We start from the raw sequence: 24,373 nt of genomic DNA on the forward strand, positions 1-24,373 counted from the left end.
GCATTCGTTTCAAGGCAGAGCAGGGGGGCTGTTGCGGCAGGCAAGTTTCGGGTGGAATATACGTGGATACGGAAGTACACTCAACAATTGATCTTGCAAACGTTTGTTGTTCGTCTTAAAATACGAGCTTAGCCGACCAACAAACCGGAGTACCTGAAATGCCTGATGGTGCGAACCACAATCCACCAGAAGCCGAGGGCCCTCGTGCAGACGCGGAGATTCGGGATGACGATACGATCCGGCTGAACTGGCGCGAGAAACTGGTCGAAGCAGGCCTGGTGATGGCGATGATCATGTGCGGCATACTGATCGGGACGTTTGTTATCATAGCTTCGCTGATCACCATGGCCAGTACCCTGGAGGAGTTGGCCCCGGGATTCACGGAGGCGGGTTCGATCCCGTTCATCATCCTGGTCGTCGCGGCCGTGGCCATTGGCAATGCCTGTTCGTTCAGTTGTGCTCCCTACATTGTACGTCTCGTCTATCGCGGATACGAGTTGAAGGACGAGCGCATCGACCGCGCCCTGGAGCGCTTGATTTCCGTGACCGGGATGGACATGAGGGCCGAACGGCTATACGCCATAAAGGGCAGGACGGCCAACGCCGTCGTGGCCGGCCTCTTCCGCAAGGCACAGTACATCTTCTTTACAAACAAGCTCCTGGAGCGAATGGCAGAAGGAGAGATCATGGCGGTTCTGGCGCACGAACTGGCCCATGCGCGGCACCGGCACGTGCCCAGGATGTTTGTGGTCCTCTTGCTATGGACCCTCGGAGTCCAGGTATTCCTGAGTCTGATCGGCTATCATGCCTACTTCCGGTCGATCGAAGAATCCTGGAAAATGTGGGTGTATGGTGGAACAAACGCCTTGAATGTCTACCTGCTTATTTTCCTCGTCCTGTACCCGCTTTCCAGGCGGCACGAATACCAGGCGGACGCGACCGCCGCCAGGTGGGTAGGCATAAGCCAATACAAGCAGTTCCTGCGCCGCCTGCATCAATTGAACGACCAGATGAAACCGCCGCGGAAGGTCCTGGCGAAACTGGGTACCCACCCGACGTTGCAGGAGAGGTTGGAGCGGGTGGGGAAGGTGGAATAGCACAGGTTGGTGATTTCCGCGTATTATCCGCGTTTGTAAGGAAGATTAAGGGCGGGTATTACGGGATCACTCCTTGTTCATCGCATCCACCGGGCTCAACTGCGACGCCTTTAAGGCAGGATAGATACCGGCACATAGACCTATTGCCAGTGAAATCGCCAGCGACACGAGGAGATTTGAAACCGACGTCCCGCTGGTGAAAGTGAGATCCCACGCCTGATTCAAGATAAACGAGAAAACCGAACCAAGGCCCAGTCCCAGCGATATCCCCAGTAACCCGCCCAAGGTACTGATACATGTGGCTTCCAGCGTAAACTGATTCACGATATCGACATGTCTCGCCCCTACTGACTTCCTGATGCCTATTTCCCGCCTCCGTTCAGTGACGGAGACCAGCATCATATTCATGATCCCGATTCCACCAACCATCAGTGAGATGCCCGCTACGGCGGCAATCGACGATTTAACGGCGTTTATCACACCACCTATCTGGTCCATTGCGTCTTTTCCACTGACTATGTCAAATACAGCCTCATCACCATGGACTGTTTTCAAGGCTGCCTCTATGTCGCCCATCACACTATCCATAACACGCGAATCCGCTACCTTGATGGACAAAAGATCGAAGCCCTCATGGCCAAGCATCCGTTTCTGGGCCGTTGTTATCGGAACGAAGACCCGGTTGCCCCAACTCTCATTGAAAACGGTCTTTGGCTTCATGACGCCAATCACGGCAAACCGCTGACCATTCAGTTTCAGTTCCTTGCCGATCGGATTGCTATCGTCAAACAGCTTAGCGGCCAGTTCATCGCCCAGTACACATACTTTGCGCCAGTGTTTTACGTCGCGGTCGATGATAAATCGACCCGTGGAAACCGGCCATTGGTACATGTCCAGGAATGAAGGCGTCGTGCCGTACAACATCCCGCCATGCGACATTTTCGCGTATCTGAGATCCGCATTCAATGTCGCGGCAGGGACCAATTGGCGCACAGCGTTCGACCTTCTCCCGATTTCAAGCATATCCTTCCATACGAGATGTTCGTAATCCGATACCGGCATCCAACGTCCTTCCCGGTTAGTAAATTTCGATGGGCTCACCCACACCATGGTGCCGCCGCGCACGGACTCGAACTCCTCCATCACCATGTCGTGAAGTCCTTCTCCAATCGCGATGATGGCGGTTACCGCGCCGATGCCGACCGCAATCCCCAGCAACGTCAGGACTGAACGCAGCCTGTAGTGCGCGAGATTGGCAAACACGGTCTGGATATGGTGCGTAATGGACACAGACGACTGGATCCTTGAGGTTAAGGGAGTTTCGCGTTTAGCGCGGCATGAACCGCTCTGGCATCCAGTGCGATGTGCGCGCCGGATTCAATACCGGACAGGATCTCCACGTTTTCGGTCGATTCGATACCGATCTCGACCACGGAAGATTCCAGATACGCTTCCGGACACCTCGACAATTCGGGGTCCGCCGAAGTGCACCGATAGACCATGTGCCGATTGCCGGGCGCCGATCCCGTCAATGCCGGACTGTTCTGTTCGATGCTTGCACCCCTGTAGTCGACCATTTCCATGACGGAAGAAGCGGGCACCAGCACCGAGTTGTCGTTCTTCTCCACCACGATGTCGATATCGCAGGACATTCCCTGCTGCAATTCCATCAATGGATCCGATATCACGATTTCGGCATCGAACGTGACAAGCGTGCTGCCGGGTCTGCGCACACCGACAGGCGCGACGCGCTCCACGCGTCCTCGGTACATCGCGTCCGGGTAGGCATCGACACGAATCTGCACGGCCTGTCCCGGCCTGACCCTTCCCGCGTCTATTTCTCCAACGGCCGATTTGACGATCATCCGGTCCGGATCTCCGATCCGGAACATCTCCGTGCCGCCGGTATACGAAGAAGTGCCTGAAGCTACGACCTCGCCCGCCTCCACCGCGCGGGCAATGACAATGCCGTCAAGGGGCGACAGTACCCGCACGGCAGCATGCGTTTGGTTCGAATCCACCTCGACGTTTACCTTCAATTCCAGAATCTGGAGTTCAAGCTCCGCCATGTCGAGATCGTGACGGGCCCGGGTGTTTGCGATCCTTGCCTGGTCGAATTCCTCGGACGATATCAGGGACCTTTCGTAAAGCTTGCGCTTTCGCTCAAAGTTCATCTCCTTTTCTGAAAGATCTATCCGGGCGCCGTCCACCCGGGCGCGCTGCCGGGACAACTGAAGGGACTGGGACGGGTCCGGCTCTATCACCGCAAGGACATCCCCCGCTGAAACCCGATCCCCGACATCGGCGTGAATATGTCTGACTTCCCCGGAAATCGTGGGCTTGACCATGACGGTCCTGACGAACTGGATAGTGCCCGTCTCCGCCAGAACCTCGGAGATCGATCCGTGTTGAACCTGGAGGATCTGAAACGTGGCATCCCGAACCGTGGAACTGAAAACAAAGTACACCAGAACGGCAACGAGACTGCAGGCCGATACACAGGCAATGACTAACCGTTTTTTCATGACCGAAGTGATTTCCAAAAGCTACACGTAAACCGTACCGAGCAGTTCCACGGTCCGGCGAATGACAATCCACATGCCCCACGCCAATCCCAGCACGAGCCAGGTGAGCTTCGCAGATCCCCGAAAAGTCTGTGCCAGGCCGAGTCCCAGCAGGAAAAGAAACCAGATTCCAAAGAAATCGACGCCCGGCAGGAACAGGCTCCAGAGGGTTTCGGGGTCCGCATCATCGAGAAACACACCAGGATGGATGGGGAGATTGAACGAATCAAAAAGCAATACCAGCGAGGTCTTGACGATGGTTTCGGGGACGAGGACAAGCGAGGCATAGCCGGTAATCGGAAGGACCTTGCCGTACGGCAGCGGTTTGCCGAATATCAGTTCACCGCAGTGTTTTCCCAACACCGACCACGCAGCGACCATGAAGCAGACGCTCGCCGGCATGATCAAAAGGCCGATGAGCTGACGATGGTCGAATTTCACGGCCTCGCGTAGAATGATGGATTTTTGATCTACACTCAGATCCGAATAGGACTGGAATTCGGTCTCGATCAACGCCCTTTCCGTATCCAGCGCAACGGGCAAAGTAACTATTCCGGCGCAAAGGACGACCGACATGACCAGGATCAGCACCAACATCAACTCGGCGGTGGAAGGTCCTGTTTCAAGATCCGCGAAAGCCTTCCCTGGCCTGTAGAAAACCTGGAGCCACCGCCCGGCATATCTTGCCAGATCTGTGGTAGCGCTCATGGACATAGATCCCCCATGATGACCAGATGGTAGTAGCTGTGTCCGCCGCCCGACCAGAATGGGATGCCCCAGGGCCAGAACCTCCACCAGACCGGTTTCGTACGGGTATACGCACCCCGCCTGTAACTCTCCAGGAACGTGCCGATGTGATGCGCCGTGCTCGTGGACAGATGCCGGCCGACTCTCCTGGGATGGGACTCCACGCCAAGGTATGAACGAATCATCAGGCTGTGCTCATCGATCGGAAGCGCGTCGACATTCGCGACGTACCACTTGAACACGTAGTAGAAGTGGTCTATGAGGAAGTACTCTACGTTCGACACGTAGAAGACGGATATGCTCGTATCGTGGGCTTCAGCGTACGAGCCGATGGCCCGCAACGCTTTCTCGCCAGCGAAGTTCCCCACGACGGGAATGACCAGGTTCCTGAGATGCAGGTTTTTCACAAAGCTGAATGCATCTTCTGTAAACAGGAAACTGGCGAACTCCCCTTTTACCGTCGTACCTGCCATCAGATCCCTGAACGTAGGATAGGACAGGCCGTTTCTCAGGCGTGTTTCGGCGTACCGGATCGAAAGCTGTTTTTCGTAAAACGACCGGTAGACGTAAAGCATCTTTTCGAGATCGTCCCGGTCTTCGATCCCATACCGCCTTACTTCCCGCCGAAGCCGCTTCCAGTTTTCTTCAAATTGCAGGGAGTCGGCTTTGGTCGACGTCTCGATGTAATCCAGAACTCCGGTAACGGCGGCCGTGCGTTCTGGAGTTCCGTTCGCATCCGATTCGCCCTCCCGGTTCTGTCGGCTGAACAGCAGCATCAGGAAGGACGTGCGGTCCCGGGCCAGGGCAAAAAGGGCTTTGTAGAGGAGATGCTGAAGCAGGTTCTCGCGTCGGATGTCGACGATGAAAGCGATATCCGGTCTCGAGGCGGCAATGTAGGAGAAGTTCTGTTCCGTACCGACGCCGATATACACGCCGCCGCGTTTGCCCAGTTCGATTACCGTAGGAACGACGTGCAGGTAGGACGATTCATTGGTAACGAAGTTGTTCCCGGGGAAGTGACCGGGCTCTTCGGAGAACGCGGTCATGATCCTGGCGAATTCGGACAGCGCCAGGGAGTCCGGCAACGCCCCGTGCGATGCGAAACGCAGGTCGAGCAGGACGCAAAGTACCGGCAAAACTAAAAAGCGAAAAAGTTTCAATGTAGGGGGTTTTCCTTCTCATCTGATTAAAACTCAACTATTTCGAGTTCAACTGTGCAACACGGTCGAGGCGGTTCTGCATCGTGGGGTGAGTCAGGAGCACTTTGGCAAACCTCGGTGGTGGCTTTAAGCTTTCATTCACTTGATGCAGGCGGTAGAGGGCCCGACTATAGCACTCCACCCCCACCCATCCGGCCGCGGTAGCATCTGCTTCGTATTCGTTCCGCCTCGATAACGGGTAGAGGACAAGAAACATGAGAATCCACACATTCACGACGTTTATAATACTGTAGGCCCACAATTTGAAAGACTCGTCCAGAGCATCGAAATAAGCATTGAAATCTACCTGGTACATGAATACCTGCATTCCGCAGATCCACATAAACGTAGCCAACAGCATTTTGGGCAGGTGCCGGTGACGAATGTGGGCCAATTCGTGAGCGAATATTGCCAGGATCTCCTCTTCGTTCACTTTCGCCAGAAGCTTGTCCGTAAAGAAGATGTACCTGTTTTTTTGGAAAAGCCCGGTAACCATTGCGTTGGCTGTCCTACTCTTAATGGTGAACAAGTTTTCGGCTGCTATGTCCATTCCTGTGGAAGCAATCAACTTTCCCACCGACCGGTCCAGACGATCGTCTCGTAACTCATATCCGCGGAAGATGTAACGTACCAGATATGGAAAACACAAATATGCACAGACGTTTCCCACCGTAGCTGACAAGACGATTAGAATCACAATCGTTAACGAACCGTGGTCAAACAGACCCGGAACTGCCCTTTCAATCACGTCGTCCGCGGTGAGCAGAATGCTCAAGAACACGAGTAACGCAATACACATGCCTGCTGTGATTACACTCATGTTCAGCCCGAATTCGACCAGTTTGTCGCGCCAGGTCAACCGGATGGGTTCATCATCGGTTGACGAAACACTGCCGGTTGCTTCGTTTAATCGATTTGTAGAATCGACCACTGTTGCCCTCTTTATATCAGCGTTATGACATAATGACTTGTAGCAGGACATTAAGTGCGACGTAGGTCAGGATCACACCGGCTGCCTTGAATCTGGACAGCGAGCAAACCCTGTGCGCCACTTCGATGGCAAAAGCGACTACCAGGATCAGCGCGAACATCCGGCCATACCGAACCCACTTATAAAACCCGGAATCCTGCATTTTCATAATCTCACCGGGTAATTGATCGAGTGTGGACAGGGTCGACAGGCCGACATAGACCATCTGGTCCGAAAAAACAAGCATGAGAACAACCGCCATGATCGAATACGCTGTAACCGGGATGTATGCGACACCCAGCCATCCAAACAGCGCGCGATGACGGCGTCTACTGTTCAATAGTGCAACGGCGATCATAACAAATACCCATCCCAAAACGAAAATCACGATTTCGCCTAACGTGACGCTCAATACCATGCCAATGAACAGAGCCAGGAAAACCTGTCCATAGGATTCGGCAAGGTGATCCGGCAATTGCCCGGCCACTGACCTGAATGTCAGGAACAGTACCAACCCGTTCATTATCAAGTACACGACAAACATCCCGATACCCGTCCAGAGCGGCTCGGTTTCACTGATTGAAGTTAACCGGTTGGAGGACCTGCCTGGGGTTTTCATATTCAATCCGTTCAATTGTTTTGTTCACTATCTGGCCAGTGACAAGTGTTTCGATAATCGAAGCCGCTGAAATCAGAAGGAATCCTGTGACGAGTCTACGTACGTTCAAGGTCAGCCTGTTCGAATCGATAAACCATGAATCGTACTTGAGTTTATAATAGAAGAGGACCAGGCCTTCGCATCCCACAGCGCCGAAAAACGTAAACCCCGCCAACTCGATCACGCCATGGGGCAGGACCAAAGCGGCTATGGCGTAAATCGAAGTACCGGAATCGAGCGCCGAAAGCGTAGACCATGCCACGATAGTTCCTGTCCAGCCCAATATCATGACACTGACTAATCCAAAGGACAGAAGGCCAAATAGTATTTTCATAGAAACGAGCAAATTGTTGCCTATAATGAACTTCCATTCATCCCCGCCATCCAGAAATGGACGTGAATCGAGCATGAGTGAGGAGGAACCCGGATCTGTTGGTTCTTTCGCAATCATATCCAGGGGTATTGCCACTCCAACACCCAAACCGACGATGATGGAAGCAAAGGAAAGCAACCAGGGTAATTTGTCTGTTATTCGCGCCGATATGGATTCCACTTCAAGAACCGTCCTTCAAATTCGAGGAAAGGATGGAGGCCGTTGCAGGCCTCCATCCTCCATACTGGCCGGCTTACTAAATTCCAGCACCTATAAACAAGCCACCGATACCTGTTGCGCCGCCAACGCAGGCCAATAAACCATAGCCGGATGTCACCAACCAACCAGCTGCCGCGCCACCCGCAACTCCACCCAATACGCTGCCGGCGGCCAAGGCCGCATTGGAATTGTACAGGCAGTAGATCAGGTTCGGCGTCGCAACGACACCGGGAGTTTCAGCCAGCGGCGCGCTGGCCGTCGAGTTGACGCTTGCGCCTGCGATCAGGGCGAACATGAATACGGAGAGAATAAGCTTTTTCATGATGATCAGTACTCCTCTATTGCTGGTTTGATCGAACGTGTATTGAATAAGAATCGAACGTGTGTACTTTATCCTTCGAACGTATTTGGGATTCCGTCGGCCTCCATTCCTCATCGATTCAGGTTCCATCCTCCGTTCTCCTTCGATGCGGACCTCATTTCCTGCGCTTGTACCAGGGAACTCGGTTACAGGTCTCGGAGTGCGCGGTTCCGAGAGCGCTTCGATCGTCAAACGGAAACTCGACCTGATGTTGTAAGTGAATCCAGCATCTGCCGCGCGGTCTTAATGGATTAGTCCTTCGGAATTTTTCGATTCTCGCGGAAAATCTTATTTTTCTGCAATAAAAAAGCCCGACGATCGTTCCGCCGGGCGTTCGAAATTCCGCTCGTATGCCTGTATACCAGGCTATCTGGCCTCACTCCCTTCTTCGATTCATTCGCTTTTTGTTTTCTCTTTCGAATTCACGCAGTTCCTTCTTATCCGCCTCCACCTCCTCAGCTAACTCCTCCTCGGTTGCTTCTCCCATGTGCAATTCCATCAGTCGCCTGATCGTGCTGAACTCGTGCACAATGTTCATTAATGCCGGTCCAAATTGACTCATCCGGTAAATGTCATCCCGGATTTGCGCCAATCCTCTTCAAACCGCAAGGGGCCTTCAAGCACACACTACCTTCCCACTATATTTAGAGAATCGAAACTTACAGGTGACGGCAGGGTCTTGCTGCACCGCTAATTCCCGGCTGCGCTTCGGATCGCCTCCAGCAACACTTCCCGCGTCATACCCTTTCCGGGTGCGTTCAGGCTCGCTTCTTCCACCGGGTCGGCGACGAGCCAGATGCCCCGTTCCAGGGCGTAGCCGCCCCGGTCGGAGGCCCTTCGGAGGTGGCCTTCCAGATCTTCTTTGCTTATAAGGCCGAGCAGTCCGACGGGGATCACCCGGACGGAGATGCCCCGGGCGCGCAGGAAGGGCGCGTACCATTCCGGTGGCCGCTCATAGGAGAAGACGAGGAAGGGACGTTCCGGCGTGCCGGCGCCGCGCCAGAAACCCAGATGAAACCAGTTCGGCCGCGGGGAGCGGACGAAAGCACCGTGGTGCAGTCCCGGGTTGATTTGGTCCATGGACTGCCGGTAGAGCGTGCCGAGGCGCTCGGCGTTGGCTTCCTGCAGTTGGATGTAGGTCTCGAGATATCCCGACTTCAGCAGCCACTCGAACCGGTTGTCCCGGCCCAGCCCCATGAGCGACTTGAATTCGTCGCCGTGATACAGCCCGTTCCGGACGAGATGGCGTATGAAGTATCGGAAATGCAGGTCGTCGAAGACGTCGGTCGCGGCGTAGGCTTCCAGCGGCCGGGTGATATGTGGCTCCCAGTCATGCACAATGGCCTTCAAGGATCCGCGGCCGCGGCTGTGCCGGGCTATGGCGCGGGCAGGTTCGAAGAGGTGGCGGCTCAGGTAGGCCATGTCCAGCTTGGAAGGCAGGCCGACGGGATTGCCGCGGGCGTCGAGGGCGGCCGCGTAGTCGCCGGATATCTCGCGGTCGCGAGGGGCGCTGATGCCTGCGTACCAGGCCGTCGACGTACCGTCCAGGCGGTTCAGAATCGGCAGGGCCCACGATTCGAAACGCACGTCGCCCGTCATCTCGGCTCCCCCCGTATAACTGGCGGCCGGCGCCACGGTCCACAGGAAATCCATCCCAAGATTCGGCAGCATATCGGCGAGATCGGGTACATGTTCATGGCGGCGCGCGATGAAGTCCCATGCGCCTCGATGCGAAACATCGTCCGCTGTGCCGGAAGAGAGACCCGCGCCTGAGCGCGCGCCCCGAACCGAACCGGAGCCAGAGCTCGAACTCGGGCCGACACTCGAACTCGGGCCGACACTCGAACTCGGGCCGACACTCGAACTCGGGTCGGCACTCGAACCTGACACCGCGCTGTCGATCACCCGGACCCGTTCAGGCAGCGCCGTCAGTATGGAGATGTTGTTGAGGGGTATATCGGGTTTCCGGTTGCCGGGCATCCGGGCCGTGGGATACTCGTGGTCGGGGGACCAGTCCCCCTGGGAATCGGCCAGCGCGCGGACATACCGCGCGAGTCCATCCAGAAAACCTCCCAGGTCTTCGAGGCCCGGGTCCACGGCGCCGATGCCGAGCGGCGGCGGGGGCCGGTCAACGCCGGTCAGAGCCTGGCGGTCAACGGCCAGGACGTACCCCTTGTTCAAACGGTCGGTCCTACCCGCGGCCGCCACCGCCATGCGGCCGAAAGTCTCCTCGTCGTCCCGCATGGACTCCAGGTCTTCCGCGGAACGTATCTCCTCCCGGATCTCCCGGCCGGCGAACGCGGCGGCTATAACCTCCACCGGGACGGAGACCAGCGCGTGTTCGGATCCCCACCGGTTGCCGGGCATGCGCACGGTCAACGTGTCTTTCGAATCCGAAACGCCCTCCACTCTCCCCTTGAATCTCGACGTGGTCCAGTCCGTCGGTGCGGGCTGTTCCCGGTTTCGGTAGTACAGGCTTGCCCGCAGTTCCTGCTCGCCGCGCAACAGCAGTTCGATATCCTCCCCGGCAATGGCGTCGGCCGGATGGATGCGCAGGGTGCGCCGGACGATCCGGTATTGGGGTTCTCGTTCGGGCGCCGACGCCTCTTCGAGTTCCTCTCCGGACGCCGCTTCCGGCTCCAGGAGCAGCGGCACGGCGCCGACGCCCACAAGCAGGCGGGTGCCGGCACGGGCAGCAACGGTCCCGTCCAGGTCCCGTGCGACCGGATGGCCGGCCGCGGGTTCGAAGAATACCACGGGATTCAGGACGGGACTGGTTTCATGGTCGGCATTCAGGGCGTGCAGGTTGATGTTCAGGCGAGTCAGGACCTCGTTGAACTGATACCGGTCGTGGATGCCGGGATTGACCTTTCTCCGTTCGCCGTAGGGACCGTCGGACGGCATCGCCAGAACAAGCACTTTCCCCCTCGAAACGAAGTTGATGGCCAGGTCCACTTCCTGGATGCTCATGCCGGGATCGCCGCCGCCCAGCAGCAGGATGACGTCGTATGTTCCGGCGTCCCGTTCCACCATGGCCGGATAATATGGCCGGTAATCGACGTCGAGACCCGCTTCCGAGAACGCCCGGATCACCCGGGTGTTTTCTTCCGGATAGGTCATGGCGTAGTCGACGACGAGCAGGCGGGGACTGCCGTTCTGTCGAGTGGCCGTCTCCCGTTGCGCGGGCGCACGGGTCGCACGCGAGGCGACCGGCCCCTGTGCGATCGTCTTTTCCCAGCTTGACTGCCGCGCGCTTGAAGATTGGAACGGCGCCAGGAAGACAATCAGGCAAACCATCAGTTTTATTCGCATGATATTCGACCCGGGATGGTGTTGTCGACCGACATACCATTTTACAACCGTACGCACCGGATCACAAGCCGTTAAATGACGGGAAGCTCAGCACTACAGTGAGGAAATATCAAGATTTACGTGATAAAAACGTATAATAATGACAATACAAGAGGATAATTGTGCGATTTATTGCCATACAGCGAGACATCATGATAGCAGAATATGTCGCGATATGTCGCGGACGGCCGGGGTTGAATCCGATCGACAGAGCGGATGGTCCGTCGTTGCGGAAGAATTGACGGTGCTGCATACGCTGCAGGGAGGACTGACAGTTGAGTGTATACGATGATCCGGGACGCGAGATCGAAGCGTTACGTACGCGCATCTCCGCGCTTTGTATGGCGAGCCTGCGCATCAGCGCGAGCCTTGACCTCGAAACCGCGCTGAACGAGATCGTGGAGAGCGCCAGGACCCTCACCGGCGCGCGCTACGGCGCCATAGCCACCATCGACGAAGCGGGCGCTCCTCAGGATTTCGTCACATCCGGCCTCACCGAGACCGAACACCGCGGCCTGGTGGAGTGGCCCGAGGGGCCGACTCTCTTCGAGCACTTCCGGGATCCGCAGAGACCACTGAGGCTCTCGGACCTGTCCGACTACGTACGCGGCCTCGGCTTCTCCGCCGACCGGCTGCCTGCCGGGACCTTCCAGGGCACGCCGATGCGCCACCGCGACACGCACGTCGGCAACTTCTATCTGGTAGACAAAGAGGACGGGGAGGAGTTCACGGACGAAGATGAGGAGGTGCTGGTGCTGTTCGCCCTGCATGCGGCGACGGCGATCGTCAACGCACGCGCCCACGGTGTCGAGCAACGCGCGAGGTCCGATCTGGAAGCGCTGGTCGAGACCTCCCCCATAGGCGTCGTCGTGTTCGACACCGTCAGCGGCCGTCCCGCGTCGCTGAACCGGGAGGCGAAGCGGATCGTGGAAAGTGTGCGCATGCCGGGCGGTTCACCGGAGGCCATTCCCGAGGTGCTGACCTGTCGCTTCGCTGACGGACGCGAAATGACGCTGGACAAGTGCTCGCTGGTACAGGCGCTCGGAGGCGCCGAAACGTTGCGGGCCGAGGAGATCGTGCTTTCCGTACCCGACGGCCGCAGCATAACGCTGCTCGTCAATGCCACCCCCATCCGCGGCGACGATGGCTCGGTCGCGTCGTTGGTGGTCACCATGCAGGATCTGTCGCCGGTCCTGGACCTGGAACGGACGCGGGCCGAGTTCCTCGGGATGGTGAGCCACGAATTGCGCGCGCCGCTGACCTCCATCAAGGGTTCGGCGGCGACGGTGCTGGACGCCTCGAGGGCGCTGGACCCGGCCGAAATCCGCCAGTTCTTCCACATCATCAACGAGCAGGCCGACCACATGGACAGCCTGATAAGCGACCTGCTCGATGCGGGACACATCGACGCCGGCACGCTCTCGGTCCACCCCGAGCCCTCGGACGTCGGCGTCCTGGTGGACCGGGCGCGCAACACCTTTCTTTCCGGCGGCAGCAGACACACCGTCCAGATTGACCTGCCGTCCGACCTGCCCAGGGTCCTGGCCGACAGACAGCGTATCTTGCAGGTGGTGAACAACCTGCTTGCCAACGCGGCCCGTCATTCGCCGGAAACCGCGCCCATCCGCATCTCGGCGGAGCGCGACGGGGTGCACGTCGCAATCGCGGTCTCTGATGAGGGGCGGGGCATCGCACCAGAACTTCTGGGACAGTTGTTTCAAAAATACGCCCGTTCCGAAAAAAGCACGGGCACGGCTGGAGGGCTGGGTCTTGCCATCTGCAAGGGATTGGTCGAAGCGCACGGCGGTCGCATCAGGGCCGAGAGTGCAGGATTAGGTCAAGGCGCACGCTTCACCTTTACGATACCGGTTGCGGAACTGGCTGGCGAAGACGCCGCGGCCGTGGCTGTCCGACGTCCGTCCGGGCGGCCTGCCGACGGACGCCAGCCGATACCCATTCTCGTTGTGGACGATGACCCGCAAACGCTTCGGTACGTACGCGACACCCTCGCCGACGCGGGCTACTCCGTGCTGGTCACGGCTGAGCACAACGAACTTTCGCGCATAATCGAAACAGAAAAACCCAAACTGATCCTGCTTGATCTGGTGCTGCCCGGGACGGACGGCATCGAGCTTATGCAGACCGTTCCCGAGCTTGCCACACTGCCGGTCATCTTCATCTCGGGTTACGGTCGCGACGAAACGATCGCGCGGGCCCTGGAGGCCGGTGCCGAGGATTACATCGTCAAGCCGTTCTCGCCGACCGAACTCACGGCGCGAATCGGGGCGATCCTGCGCAGGCGAGCCAATCCCGAACGTTTCGTGCTTGGGGACCTGGTCATCGACTACGACCGCCGCGAAGTCATGCTCGGCGGGCAGTCCGTGGCGCTCACGGCGACCGAGTACGAGGTGCTGCGCGTGCTCTCGCTCTGCGTGGGGCGGGTCGCCACCTACGACGCCCTCCTGCGCGAGATCTGGGGCAGGCGGGGCCTGGGCGACGCGAGGCTCGTGCGCGCCATCGTCAAGCGCCTGCGGCGAAAGCTCGGCGACAACGCGGCGGAACCTTCCTACATCTCGAACGTGCGCGGGGTCGGTTACCGCATGATCCGGCACGGCGAAGCATAGCCGTTCCGCCAAGTCCCCTCACACGACCGCCAGCCGCTCCAGGAGGTCAACGCAGCGGTTGGAGTAGCCCCATTCGTTATCGTACCAACCGCAAATCTTGACGAGGTTGTCGTCGATGATCATGGTCAGCTCGGCGTCGAAGATGCACGAGGCGGGGTTGTGTACGATGTCGACGGAGACGATGGGGTCTTCGCAGTACTCGAGGATGCCTTCGAGGGGGCCCTTCGCGGCCGCTGCAAAGGTGGCGTTGACTTCTTCGGCCGTGGGGACTCGTTCGACCTGGGCTACGAAGTCGGTGAGAGAGCCGTCGGGGACGGGCACGCGGACGGCCATCCCGTTCAGCCGGCCGTTGAGCTCGGGGATTACCTCGCCGATAGCCTTGGCCGCGCCGGTGCTTGTGGGGATCATGGACAGGGCCGCCGAACGGGCGCGCCGGGGATCCTTGTGAGCGAAGTCGATGATCTGTTGGTCGCTGGTGTAGGCGTGGACCGTGGTCATAGAACCACGGACGACGTGGAAGTGCTCATGCAGCACGGATACCATCGGGGCGAGACAGTTGGTGGTGCAGGACGCGTTGGAGACGACTCGGTGTGCATCGGTCAGGATCCCGTCGTTCACGCCCATGACGATGGTCGCGTCCACGTTGGTCGCCGGCGCGGAGATCAGCACCTTCTTCGCCCCGGCCGACAGGTGGTCCGAGGCCTGTTCGCCGTCGGTGAAGATCCCGGTCGACTCCACCACCAGGTCCACGCCGCGGTCGCCCCAGGGCAGATCCGCCGGATTCCGTTCGGAGACGATCTCGATCTTGTTGCCGTTTACCGCAAGTCCGCCGTTCACGGCCTCGACCGGATGGTCGTACCGGCCGTGCACGGAGTCGTACTTCAACAGATGCGCCAGCGTCGCGCTGTCGGTCAGGTCGTTGATGGCGACCACGTCGAACCCGGTCCGCTCCGACATGGCACGGAAGACCATGCGGCCGATGCGACCGAACCCGTTGATCCCTACCCTGATGCCCATGATGCGCATTGCCTCCAAAAGTTTCGGGAAACCGTCCCGCGTGTACGGGCCGATTTCCCTTAATCCATGCCGGCATTGACCGGTTCGTTATCTATGTTTTGTGCGCGCTGCTATGCTCCTGTGCATTTCCGCCGGGCATCCGCGCTTCTCAATCTTTCAACAACCCCCGCAGCACGTACTGCAGAATCCCGCCGTGGCGGTAGTACTCCACTTCGACCGGGGTATCGATGCGCACGACGGTATTCAGTGTTTTCGTGGCACCGTCTTCGGCAGTCACGCGGACACCGACGCGTTGCCGGGGCTTGATGCCGCCCTTGATCCCCTCGATATCGTAGGTCTCGAAGCCCGTCAGACCGTGAGATTCGGCGCTTTCGCCCTCCTCGAACTGCAGCGGCAGGATGCCCATGCCGAGGAGGTTGCTCCGGTGGATGCGTTCGTAGCTTTCCACGATCACGGCCCGGACGCCGAGGAGGTTGGGCCCCTTGGCGGCCCAGTCCCGGGACGAGCCGGAGCCGTATTCCTTGCCGGCGATCACGACCAGGGGCGTGTCCGACTCGCGGTACGCCATGGCGGCGTCATAGATGGAGACCGGTTCGGCGCTGGGCGAGGTTCTCGTCCAGCCGCCTTCGGTGCCAGGCGCCAGGCCGTTGCGCAGCCGGATGTTGGCGAAGGTGCCCCGCATCATGACTTCGTGGTTGCCCCGTCGCGCGCCGTAGGAATTGAAGTCTTTCGGTGCGACGCCGCGCTCGACGAGGTATCGGCCCGCGGGACTGTCGGCCTGGATCGAACCGGCCGGCGAGATGTGGTCCGTCGTGACGGAATCTCCGAGCACCGCCAGTACGCGGGCGCTGCGTATGTCCGAGATTTCGTCCGGCTCCGTCGGCATGTTGTCGAAGTAGGGCGGGAGCTTTACGTAGGTGGACGCGTCGTCCCACGCATAGGACTCGTCGCTCGTCGCGGCCAGCTCGGCCCAACGGTCGTCGCCCGTGAAGACGTCTGCGTAGATGGACTGGAACATTTCCCGCCGCACCGAAGTTCGCACGGCTTCCCGGACTTCCTTCGGCGTCGGCCAGATGTCGCGCAGATAGACGTCGTTGCCTTCCTGATCGGTTCCTATGGGATCGCGGTACAGGTCCACGTCCATGCGGCCCGCCAGGGCGTAGGCGACCACCAGCGGCGGCGAGGCGAGGTAATTCGCCTTGACGATGGGGTTCACCCGGCCCTCGAAATTCCGGTTGCCGCTCAGCACGGCGGCCGCCACCAGTTCAGCTTCCTGCACCGCGTCGCCGATGGGGGCGGGCACGGGCCCGCTGTTGCCGATGCACGTCGTGCAGCCGTACCCCACGACGTGGAACCGGAGCTGCTCCAGGTAGGGGAGGAGCCCCATGTCTTCCAGGTAGCGAGTCACCACCTGCGAGCCCGGCGCGAGGCTGGTCTTCACCCAGGGCCGGGTGGACAGGCCGCGTTCCACGGCTTTTCGGGCCAGGACCCCCGCGGCCGCGAGCACGGCCGGGTTCGACGTGTTCGTGCAGCTGGTGATCGCGGCGATGACGACCGACCCGTGTCCCAGTTCGAAGGACGATCCATCCATATCGACGGCCGCCTTCTTCGTCAGCGTGCCCAGCTCTCCGGGTGCGTGTCCGTTGCCGTCCACCCACCGGTTGACGGTGTCACTGGACAGGTCCGGGTTCTCGTCGGCCAGCATGGCGGCCAGCTCCCTCCGGAAGGAAGGCTTCACGCTGGACAGCGAAACCCGGTCCTGGGGCCGCCTCGGCCCCGCCATGCTCGGTTCCACGGCGTCGAGGTCGAGTCCCAATGCCTCAGCGAAGAGGGGATCGGGCGAATCACCCGTGCGGAACAGGCCCTGCGCTTTCGTGTACGCTTCCGTCAGGGCGATTTCGTCCGCGTCGCGGCCGGTAAGTTCCATGTAGGAAAGCGTCTCGCCGTCCACCGGAAAGAACCCCACAGTGGCCCCGTACTCGGGCGCCATGTTGGCGATCGTGGCCCGGTCGGGCAGGGAAAGGCTGTCCAGGCCCGGACCGTAGAATTCGACGAACTTGCCGACGACGCCGTGGGCCCGGAGCATCTGCGTGACCGTCAGGACCAGGTCCGTTGCCGTGGCTCCGGCCGGTAGCGCGCCCGTCAGCTTGAATCCCACCACGGACGGAATGAGCATGGATACGGGCTGTCCGAGCATCGCCGCTTCCGCCTCGATGCCGCCGACGCCCCAGCCGACCACGCCAAGGCCGTTGATCATGGTGGTATGGGAGTCCGTGCCCACCAGGGTGTCCGGATAGGCGACCGTTTCGCCGTCCCGTTCCCGGCCGAAGACCACCTTGGCCAGGTACTCGAGGTTCACCTGGTGCACGATGCCCGTGCCGGGCGGGACGACGCGGAAGTTGTCGAAGGCCTGCTGCCCCCACTTGAGGAAGAGGTACCGCTCCTGGTTACGGTCGAATTCGCGGTCCACGTTGGCCGCGAAGGCCCGTCGGGACCCGAACTCGTCCACCTGGACGGAGTGGTCGATGACCAGGTCCACGTCCTGCAGGGGATTGATGCGGTCGGCCCCGACGCCCAGTTTCCGGATGGCGTCCCGCATGGCCGCCAGGTCGACGACGGCCGGCACGCCCGTGAAATCCTGCATCAGCACCCGCGCCGGCCGGAAGGCGATCTCCCGCTCGGCGAGCCCGCCCCCGACGCTTTCGACGACGGCGGTCACGTCTTCGGCGGAGACGGTCACGCCATCTTCGTGGCGCAGCAGGTTCTCTACCATGACCTTCAGAGAAAAGGGCAGGCGCGAAATATCGCCGCCGCCGCCATCAACGGCCCGCGCAAGCGAATAGTATGTACACGTGCTTCCGCCCGCGTTCAATTCGGCGCGGGCGCCGAAACTGTTCAGGTTACGCGACACGATACAGGACTCCCCGCGGATCGGGCAAAAAATCGAATTTGCGAGAAACCGCAACGTAAGGACCTCACGGGCGCCTGTCAAGTACTATCCTCCTGTTGACGCGGGCGAAACGCCTTGTGCATCGGTATCCCGGCGGTCATTCGGTGCTTGACACACGGAGACGGTCCGGCCTATCATCGGTAGGCCAAGCCGGCAGATCCGGCCCCGTTCATCACCCGTCGCCCATTGAGTCTCCTTCTGCGATGAAGCCCCGGAAAACTGGAAGACGCCTTTTGCGATACGTGGTCCTGGTGTGCGCCTGTTCCCTGATGACCGGCCCGGCTTTCGAAGCCGTGGCCGGGACCTGGCGTTTCGCGGCCCCGCAGCAGCGGCTGTTCCGCCCGCTGCTGGCCGACCCCACCCAGACGCGGTTCGCCGTCGTCACCAACCTGGACGACCGGCTGAACGGGGATATCGCCGGTTCCTGGGAGGCTGCCGATTACGCTTGGGACGAAGGGAGCGGGCTGCGGTTCAGGACCGGGATCCATGCGGGCGTCTTCTCGAGGCTCCGGTGGTCCGGGACGACCTTTCCCCTCGAGACCGCCGACTACCTGGTGGGGATGCACGCGGACCTGGGAGGCGGGCGACTCACGGGCCGTTTCGAATACGCCCACGTGAGCGCCCACCTGGCCGACGGATACGACGGGTCGGCGCAGGCCATGGGGGCCATGACCTACAGCCGGGAGTACTTCACGCTGTACGGGTCATACGAGCGGGAAGCGCGCAGGGGGGGGGTAATCGGAAGCGCGCGGGCCTACGGCAGCCTCCGGTGGTCGAACCACGCCATCCCGGACGTGCGGCGGTGGCGGGTCCAGGCCGGAGCGGAGTTGGTCTCCAGTCCCCTTACGGGCGGGGCGACCCGCGCCTACCTTGCCTGCGACGTACGGGTCTTTCGGGACGGGGACCTGTCCGTCAATCGCACGGCGCACGCCGGGTTGATGTTTCACTCCGGGGAATCGAGGGGTCTGCGTTTCGCCCTGGTCTACCACGGCGGACGCAGCGAACACGGCCAGTTCCATCGCCAGCAGGATGACTACGCGGGGATCGGACTGTTCTTCGATTTGTGAAAACTGCGCGGGAGAAGATTCGCACGGCAGAAACCGCGTGCCGTGCCGGTCTGCTGTGCCGGTGTGCCGTGCGGGAGAGCGGAACATTCCCACGCGACGGAAACCTGAGTGAAAGTGAAGACCATGAGCTTTCTCATCGACCTGGAATGCAGTGACTGCGGCAATCATCTGCCGGCGGACCAGCTGCAGAACCTGTGCCCCGACTGCGGCCGGCCGCTCCTCGCCCGGTACGACACGGAAGGGGCGGGCAAGGCGCTGACCCCGGAAGCCCTGGCGATGCGCGAGCCCACGCTCTGGCGCTACCGCGAGATGCTTCCGGTGCGCGATGAGTCGGCCATCGTTACGCTGAGCGAGGGCGGCACGCCCCTGGTGCACGCCCGGCGCCTGCGCGAACGCCTGGGCATGGACGGGCTGTACATCAAGGATGAGTCCGTCAATCCTACCGGTTCGTTCAAGGCCCGGGGCCTGGCCATGGCCGTGTCCCGCGCCACGGAATTGGGCGCTGAATCCCTGGCCATCCCTTCCGCAGGAAACGCGGCGGGCGCGCTATCGGCCTACGGCGCCAAGGCCGGTATCCCTGTGCACGTGTTCATGCCCCGGGACACCCCTCTGCCTTTCATCGTGGAGTGCCGGGCCCACGGCGCCGAAGTGGAATTGGTGGACGGACTGATCACGGACTGCGGCAAGCTCGTAGCCGCTCGAAAAGACGCGGAAGGGTGGTTCGACGTGTCCACCCTGAAAGAACCCTACCGGGTCGAGGGCAAGAAGACCATGGGATACGAACTGGCGGAACAATTTGGGTGGGTTCTGCCCGACGCGATCCTGTATCCCGCGGGCGGTGGGACCGGCCTGATCGGCATGTGGAAGGCTTTCGCCGAAATGGAAGCGCTCGGGTGGATCGGACCGGAACGGCCCCGCATGGTCGCGGTGCAGGCCGCCGGGTGCCAACCCATCGTCCGGGCCTGGGAACAGAACTGGCCCGACGCGCCCGAATGGGAGAACGCCCGCACGCTCGCCAGCGGACTGCGCGTGCCCTCCGCCGTGGGAGACAAGCTGATGCTGGCCGCCATCCGGGAAAGCAACGGGGAGGCGGTAGCCGTGCCCGACGGCGACATGGTCCGGGGCGTCCGGGAGATCGGGGCCTTCGAGGGCATCTTCGCCTCGCCCGAAGGCGGCGCCGTGCTGGCGGGCCTGAGGAAGTTGCTCGCCCTGGGCCGCATCGAACGTTCTGACCGGGTGGTACTCTTCAACACCGGAAGCGGTCACAAGTACGTGGACAGCCTGGCAGAGTTGCAGGAGGGTGAATCAACAAACTGATCCCGCAAGTTTGTTGACTAACCACATGATTGGGTTGACCAACTACATGATTTAGTTGACTAACCACATGATTGGGTTGACCAACTACATGATTTAACGGAATAACCAATATCTGGTTTATTACTTAACATATATATTGTCTTACATTTCTCCATATACTCAGTAACGTCCAGGAAACTCGTCGCGTAAACGAACTGCCTACCTGCGACTTTCCTTTTCACAGGCGCCCTATTGATCGTGATACGGATGGGAACCCGTTCTCTCGTGACAGATGTACAATCGTTAGGAGAAGATTGTGACAGAGATGGCCTTCGAGCAGATAGGTCCTGCAATGGCTGCAATCAACGTCGCCAGACGGAAACTTGACGAAGGGGCCACGCGTGAAGAGATACACGACTCCCTCAATCAAGCCGCTAAACACATACGTTTGATAAGGTATTACTGGGACTGGGACGACAAAAACCCTAAACCCCCACCTCCCGAGTATATCTAGTTTATGGTCTTGTCAACATCTTGACTCTTTCTTGAGCAATGCCACATTTCACAACAGATTCCGCCTTATGTACCAGAGAACCGTCATGTTTAGATCCATCCTGGCTATAGTAACACTCTTCCTCCTTTCGGCCCCTTCCGCCAGCGCCCAGAAGATGCTGATCTTCATGGACCTGGAACAGCAGGACCATCTCAAGGCCTACGGCATCGCTTTTGAGGCCCTGGAGCAGGGTTATACGGTCGAATGGCTGCTGAACTACCGCGGCGGATCCTTCATCATGGACCCCGCGGCAGACCGGGTTCGGGCGTGTTACCTGAGGGGCGTGAGCTTCAAGGTGATCGACGGCGCGGAACTGGTCCGGATCTACGCCCACATCGAAGAGCACAACATGGACCGGGTGCTGCTGGAAAAGGCACCCGAAATCGCCGTGTACACCCGGCCCGACAAGCGTCCCTGGGACGATGCCGTGACCATGGCGCTGGAGTACGCCGAGGTACCCTACAAGACCATCTTCGACACGGAGGTGCTGACCGGAGAGCTGAAGCAGTACGACTGGCTGCACCTGCACCACGAGGATTTCACCGGGCAGTACAGCAAGTTCTACAGCTATCACCGCACGCCCTGGTACCAGCAGCAGCAGGCCACCGACGAAACGCTGGCGAGGACCCTGGGGTATCCGACGGTCGCGGAGGCCAAGAAGGCCGTGGCGCAGGGCATCAAGGGCTACGTGGGGAACGGAGGCTTTCTCTTCGCCATGTGCGCGGCGACGGAGACCCTGGAGATCGCCCTGGCCTCGGCCCGCACCGACATCGTGGCGCCGGAGTACGACCACACGCCCATCGATCCCGACGCCCAGTCCAAGCTGGACTTCGGCCAGACGTTCGCCTTCGAGAACTTCACCCTGCAGCTGAACCCGCTCGTCGGTTCCTTTTCCAACATCGACGTGAACCAGGTCAATGCCGGCAAGGTGATGACCGGACCCTTCACCCTCTTTGACTTCTCGGCCAAGTACGACCCCGTCCCCACCATGCTCACGCAAAATCACGTGAACTACATCGCCGGGTTCTACGGACTGTCCACGTCCTTTCACCGCGACGTGCTCAAGCGCACCGTGGTCGTGCTTGCCGAGGAAGCCGGTACCGACCACGTCAAGTATATCCACGGCAACTACGGGAGGGGGACTTTCACCTTCTACGGGGGGCACGACCCGGAGGACGAGGAGCACCTGGTGGGCGATCCGCCGACCAATCTCGCCCTCCACAAGAACTCCCCCGGTTACCGGCTCATCCTGAACAACGTCCTCTTCCCCGCGGCCAAAAAGAAGAAGCGCAAAACCTGACGGCTGTCCCTGCGGTGGTGCGGAACCCGGCGGTAATTCCTGCGAAAATTCAAAAACACTTGCCGGCCCGCGCCGCATCAAGTATAATTACTGTTACCTCACACAGGTTTCCAGCAAAGTCATTTTAAAAGAACCTTTGCTATACCATAGGGAATCCTGCTCCGGGTATCGATGGCATGCCTCACCAGAACGGAGGACGTCAGAACTGCCCGGGGGGACAACCACTGTTCCGAACAGGTTCTCCTAAAAATACTTATGCTCGCCTGTGTGGGGTATTCTATTGCCCGGCGCGACAGCGGGGCGTGACATTCCTGTCCATGCCTGCGTCTCCTTCCCGCAAGCTGTAATTCAGCGACCCCATGCTCCAGAACCTGACGCTGGGACAGTACTACCCCGGCGAATCTTCCATACATCGACTGGACCCGCGCACCAAGCTGTGCGGCGCCCTGGCGCTGATGGCGGCGCTGATCTGGGTAAAGACCCTGCCGCTTTTTTTCTTCATGCTGGCCATGGTCAGTGTCCTGGTCCGGGTCTCCGGCGTGCCGCTCCGCCTGCCGCTGAACAACCTGAAGGCCTTCCGGCTGATTCTGATCATCACCTTCGCGGCCCACGCGTGCTTCACGCCGGGAGAAGTCGTGGTAGTCGCGGGATACACCGTGCCGGGGCCCACCTGGGAAGGGATGTTCCAGGGCGTGGTTTTCACCCTGCGCCTGATGGTCATCATGCTGATCGCGGCGCTGCTGATGTTGACCACCGCGCCGCTGGACGTGTCGGACGGCATCGAGCGGTTGCTTAAGCCCCTGGAACGTTTCGGGCTGCCCGCCCATGAGTTGGCCATGATGATGGTCATCGCCCTGCGGTTCATCCCCACGCTGGTGGAGGAAGCGGACCGCCTGCAGAAGGCCCAGGCCGCCCGGGGTGCCGACTTCACCGGGAATCTCTTCCGGCGCGTCCGTAAAATGACCGCCCTGCTCATCCCCCTCATGCTCTCGGCCTTCCGGCGGGCCGAGGACTTGGCCGTCGCCATGGAATCCCGCTGTTACCGGGGCGGTACCGGCCGCACGCATTTTCGCATTCTGGCCCTGGGCCGAAACGACTACGTGGCCATGGGTGCCGTGGCGACCCTGCTTGTACTCAGCGCGGTCGTCAACAGCAACAACACCATCAACAGTCTGTTCTGATCCCCGGCCATCCGAAACACGCCACTTCCGCCATGCGCACCCTGGTCCTCAAGCTCGAATACGACGGCACCGGTTTCCTCGGTTGGCAGATCCAGTCCGAGGGCCGCACCGTGCAGGGCGTCCTGGAGGAGGCGATTCACACCGTTCTGCAGGCCGACCTCCGCGCGACCGCGGCCGGACGTACGGACGCCGGCGTGCACGCCACCGGTCAGGTCGTCCACTTCAGGACGGATTCGGACGTGATGGTGGATCGGCTGAAGAAGGGGCTGAACGGCGTCCTGCCGCCGGACGTGCGCGTGCTGGAGACTGCGCTGGTGACCGATGACTTCCACGCACGATTCAGCGCGGTGGGACGCCGGTACGTCTACCGGATCATACGGCGCCCGAGCGCCATGCGCCGGCACCATGCCTGGCACGTGGCTTACCCGCTGGACGTCGACGGCATGCGCCGCGCCTGTGCGCCGCTTTCCGGCCGCCACGACTTCACGTCCTTCTGCCAGGCCACGTCGACCGCCGACGGAACGATTTGCGAGGTGCGGGAATTGGACTGGGTCGAGCAGGACGACGAACTCCGGCTTCATATCGAGGCGAATCGCTTCCTCCACCACATGGTCCGGACCATCGTGGGTACGGCTGTGGATATCGGGCGCGGCCGATGGCCGGAAAGCGCCATGGCGGAGATGCTGGAGGCGAAGGACCGGAGGGCGGCGGGCGCCAACGCTCCGGCGCACGGACTGTGCCTGGAAGCGGTGCGCTATCCTTCCGAATTCGGGATCTGAGATCGGGTGGACCAGGCGGTCCGGGCGAGCCGGGCGGACCCGACGAACCCGGCGGACCCGGCAGATC

19 protein-coding genes are annotated in these 24,373 nt (G+C 60.2%); 8 read left to right on the top strand and 11 right to left on the bottom strand.

Going from position 1 to position 24,373, the window contains the following annotated elements; genetic code table 11:
* The first annotated feature begins 158 nt into the window (after window positions 1-158).
* Window positions 159-1,097 (top strand): M48 family metalloprotease, encoded by a 939-nt coding sequence (locus tag OXG98_12605; GenBank protein MCY3772843.1) that lies wholly within the window; start codon window positions 159-161, stop codon window positions 1,095-1,097.
* Between the two features lie 66 nt (window positions 1,098-1,163).
* Here OXG98_12605 and OXG98_12610 read toward each other — a convergent pair whose 3' ends face one another.
* The 9 genes from OXG98_12610 to OXG98_12650 all read right to left on the bottom strand — a co-directional run bounded on the left by OXG98_12610 (window position 1,164) and on the right by OXG98_12650 (window position 11,500).
* Window positions 1,164-2,387 (bottom strand): ABC transporter permease, encoded by a 1,224-nt coding sequence (locus tag OXG98_12610; GenBank protein MCY3772844.1) that lies wholly within the window; start codon window positions 2,385-2,387, stop codon window positions 1,164-1,166.
* 20 nt (window positions 2,388-2,407) lie between these two features.
* Entirely contained in the window at window positions 2,408-3,622 is a 1,215-nt protein-coding gene (locus tag OXG98_12615; GenBank protein MCY3772845.1) for an efflux RND transporter periplasmic adaptor subunit, read from the bottom strand.
* A 21-nt stretch (window positions 3,623-3,643) separates the two neighbouring features.
* Window positions 3,644-4,369, bottom strand: a complete 726-nt coding sequence (locus OXG98_12620) for a YIP1 family protein (GenBank protein ID MCY3772846.1) — start codon at window positions 4,367-4,369, stop codon at window positions 3,644-3,646.
* Window positions 4,366-5,568, bottom strand: a complete 1,203-nt coding sequence (locus OXG98_12625) for a hypothetical protein (protein ID MCY3772847.1) — start codon at window positions 5,566-5,568, stop codon at window positions 4,366-4,368. Before OXG98_12625 ends, OXG98_12620 begins: the two co-directional genes overlap by 4 nt.
* A gap of 37 nt (window positions 5,569-5,605) precedes the next feature.
* The gene (locus OXG98_12630) at window positions 5,606-6,538 is read right to left on the bottom strand and encodes a M48 family metalloprotease (GenBank protein MCY3772848.1); all 933 of its coding nucleotides are present in this window, start codon (window positions 6,536-6,538) and stop codon (window positions 5,606-5,608) included.
* Between the two features lie 22 nt (window positions 6,539-6,560).
* Window positions 6,561-7,196 carry a hypothetical protein gene (locus OXG98_12635; protein ID MCY3772849.1) on the bottom strand — a complete coding sequence of 212 codons (636 nt, stop codon included), beginning with the start codon at window positions 7,194-7,196 and terminating at the stop codon, window positions 6,561-6,563.
* Window positions 7,150-7,788: a stage II sporulation protein M gene (locus tag OXG98_12640; protein MCY3772850.1), complete on the bottom strand. Its 639-nt coding sequence runs from the start codon at window positions 7,786-7,788 to the stop codon at window positions 7,150-7,152. Before OXG98_12640 ends, OXG98_12635 begins: the two co-directional genes overlap by 47 nt.
* A 76-nt stretch (window positions 7,789-7,864) precedes the next feature.
* Entirely contained in the window at window positions 7,865-8,278 is a 414-nt protein-coding gene (locus OXG98_12645; GenBank protein ID MCY3772851.1) for a hypothetical protein, read from the bottom strand.
* Between the two features lie 600 nt (window positions 8,279-8,878).
* Complete coding sequence (locus OXG98_12650) at window positions 8,879-11,500, bottom strand: hypothetical protein (GenBank protein MCY3772852.1); 2,622 nt, start codon at window positions 11,498-11,500, stop codon at window positions 8,879-8,881.
* 314 nt (window positions 11,501-11,814) lie between these two features.
* Between OXG98_12650 and OXG98_12655 the strand changes: the two genes are divergently transcribed.
* A complete protein-coding gene (locus tag OXG98_12655; GenBank protein MCY3772853.1) occupies window positions 11,815-14,163 on the top strand; it encodes a response regulator in 2,349 nt (782 codons plus the stop codon).
* Window positions 14,164-14,181: 18 nt separating this feature from the next.
* On the opposite strand, the gene gap is transcribed toward OXG98_12655, so the two are convergent.
* Together gap and acnA are read right to left on the bottom strand one after the other, a co-directional pair.
* Window positions 14,182-15,180, bottom strand: a complete 999-nt coding sequence (gap, locus tag OXG98_12660; GenBank protein MCY3772854.1) for a type I glyceraldehyde-3-phosphate dehydrogenase — start codon at window positions 15,178-15,180, stop codon at window positions 14,182-14,184.
* Window positions 15,181-15,328: 148 nt separating this feature from the next.
* On the bottom strand, window positions 15,329-18,091 hold the full coding sequence (gene acnA, locus OXG98_12665; GenBank protein MCY3772855.1) for an aconitate hydratase AcnA: 2,763 nt from the start codon (window positions 18,089-18,091) through the stop codon (window positions 15,329-15,331).
* A gap of 281 nt (window positions 18,092-18,372) precedes the next feature.
* Between acnA and OXG98_12670 the strand changes: the two genes are divergently transcribed.
* From OXG98_12670 to truA, 6 genes are all read left to right on the top strand, one after another.
* On the top strand, window positions 18,373-19,197 hold the full coding sequence (locus OXG98_12670; protein MCY3772856.1) for a DUF1207 domain-containing protein: 825 nt from the start codon (window positions 18,373-18,375) through the stop codon (window positions 19,195-19,197).
* Between the two features lie 108 nt (window positions 19,198-19,305).
* On the top strand, window positions 19,306-20,514 hold the full coding sequence (locus OXG98_12675; protein ID MCY3772857.1) for a threonine synthase: 1,209 nt from the start codon (window positions 19,306-19,308) through the stop codon (window positions 20,512-20,514).
* Window positions 20,515-20,809: 295 nt separating this feature from the next.
* Window positions 20,810-21,007, top strand: a complete 198-nt coding sequence (locus OXG98_12680) for a hypothetical protein (GenBank protein MCY3772858.1) — start codon at window positions 20,810-20,812, stop codon at window positions 21,005-21,007.
* Between the two features lie 85 nt (window positions 21,008-21,092).
* Entirely contained in the window at window positions 21,093-22,346 is a 1,254-nt protein-coding gene (locus OXG98_12685; protein ID MCY3772859.1) for an asparagine synthetase B, read from the top strand.
* A 359-nt stretch (window positions 22,347-22,705) separates the two neighbouring features.
* Window positions 22,706-23,527, top strand: coding sequence for an energy-coupling factor transporter transmembrane component T (locus tag OXG98_12690; protein ID MCY3772860.1), 822 nt, complete (start codon window positions 22,706-22,708; stop codon window positions 23,525-23,527).
* A 32-nt stretch (window positions 23,528-23,559) separates the two neighbouring features.
* The gene (gene truA, locus OXG98_12695) at window positions 23,560-24,306 is read left to right on the top strand and encodes a tRNA pseudouridine(38-40) synthase TruA (protein MCY3772861.1); all 747 of its coding nucleotides are present in this window, start codon (window positions 23,560-23,562) and stop codon (window positions 24,304-24,306) included.
* Window positions 24,307-24,373: the final 67 nt, after the last annotated feature.

It is taken from the genome of Gemmatimonadota bacterium (assembly GCA_026706345.1).
In the GTDB taxonomy this organism is placed as follows: Bacteria; JAAXHH01; JAAXHH01; order JAAXHH01; family JAAXHH01; genus JAAXHH01.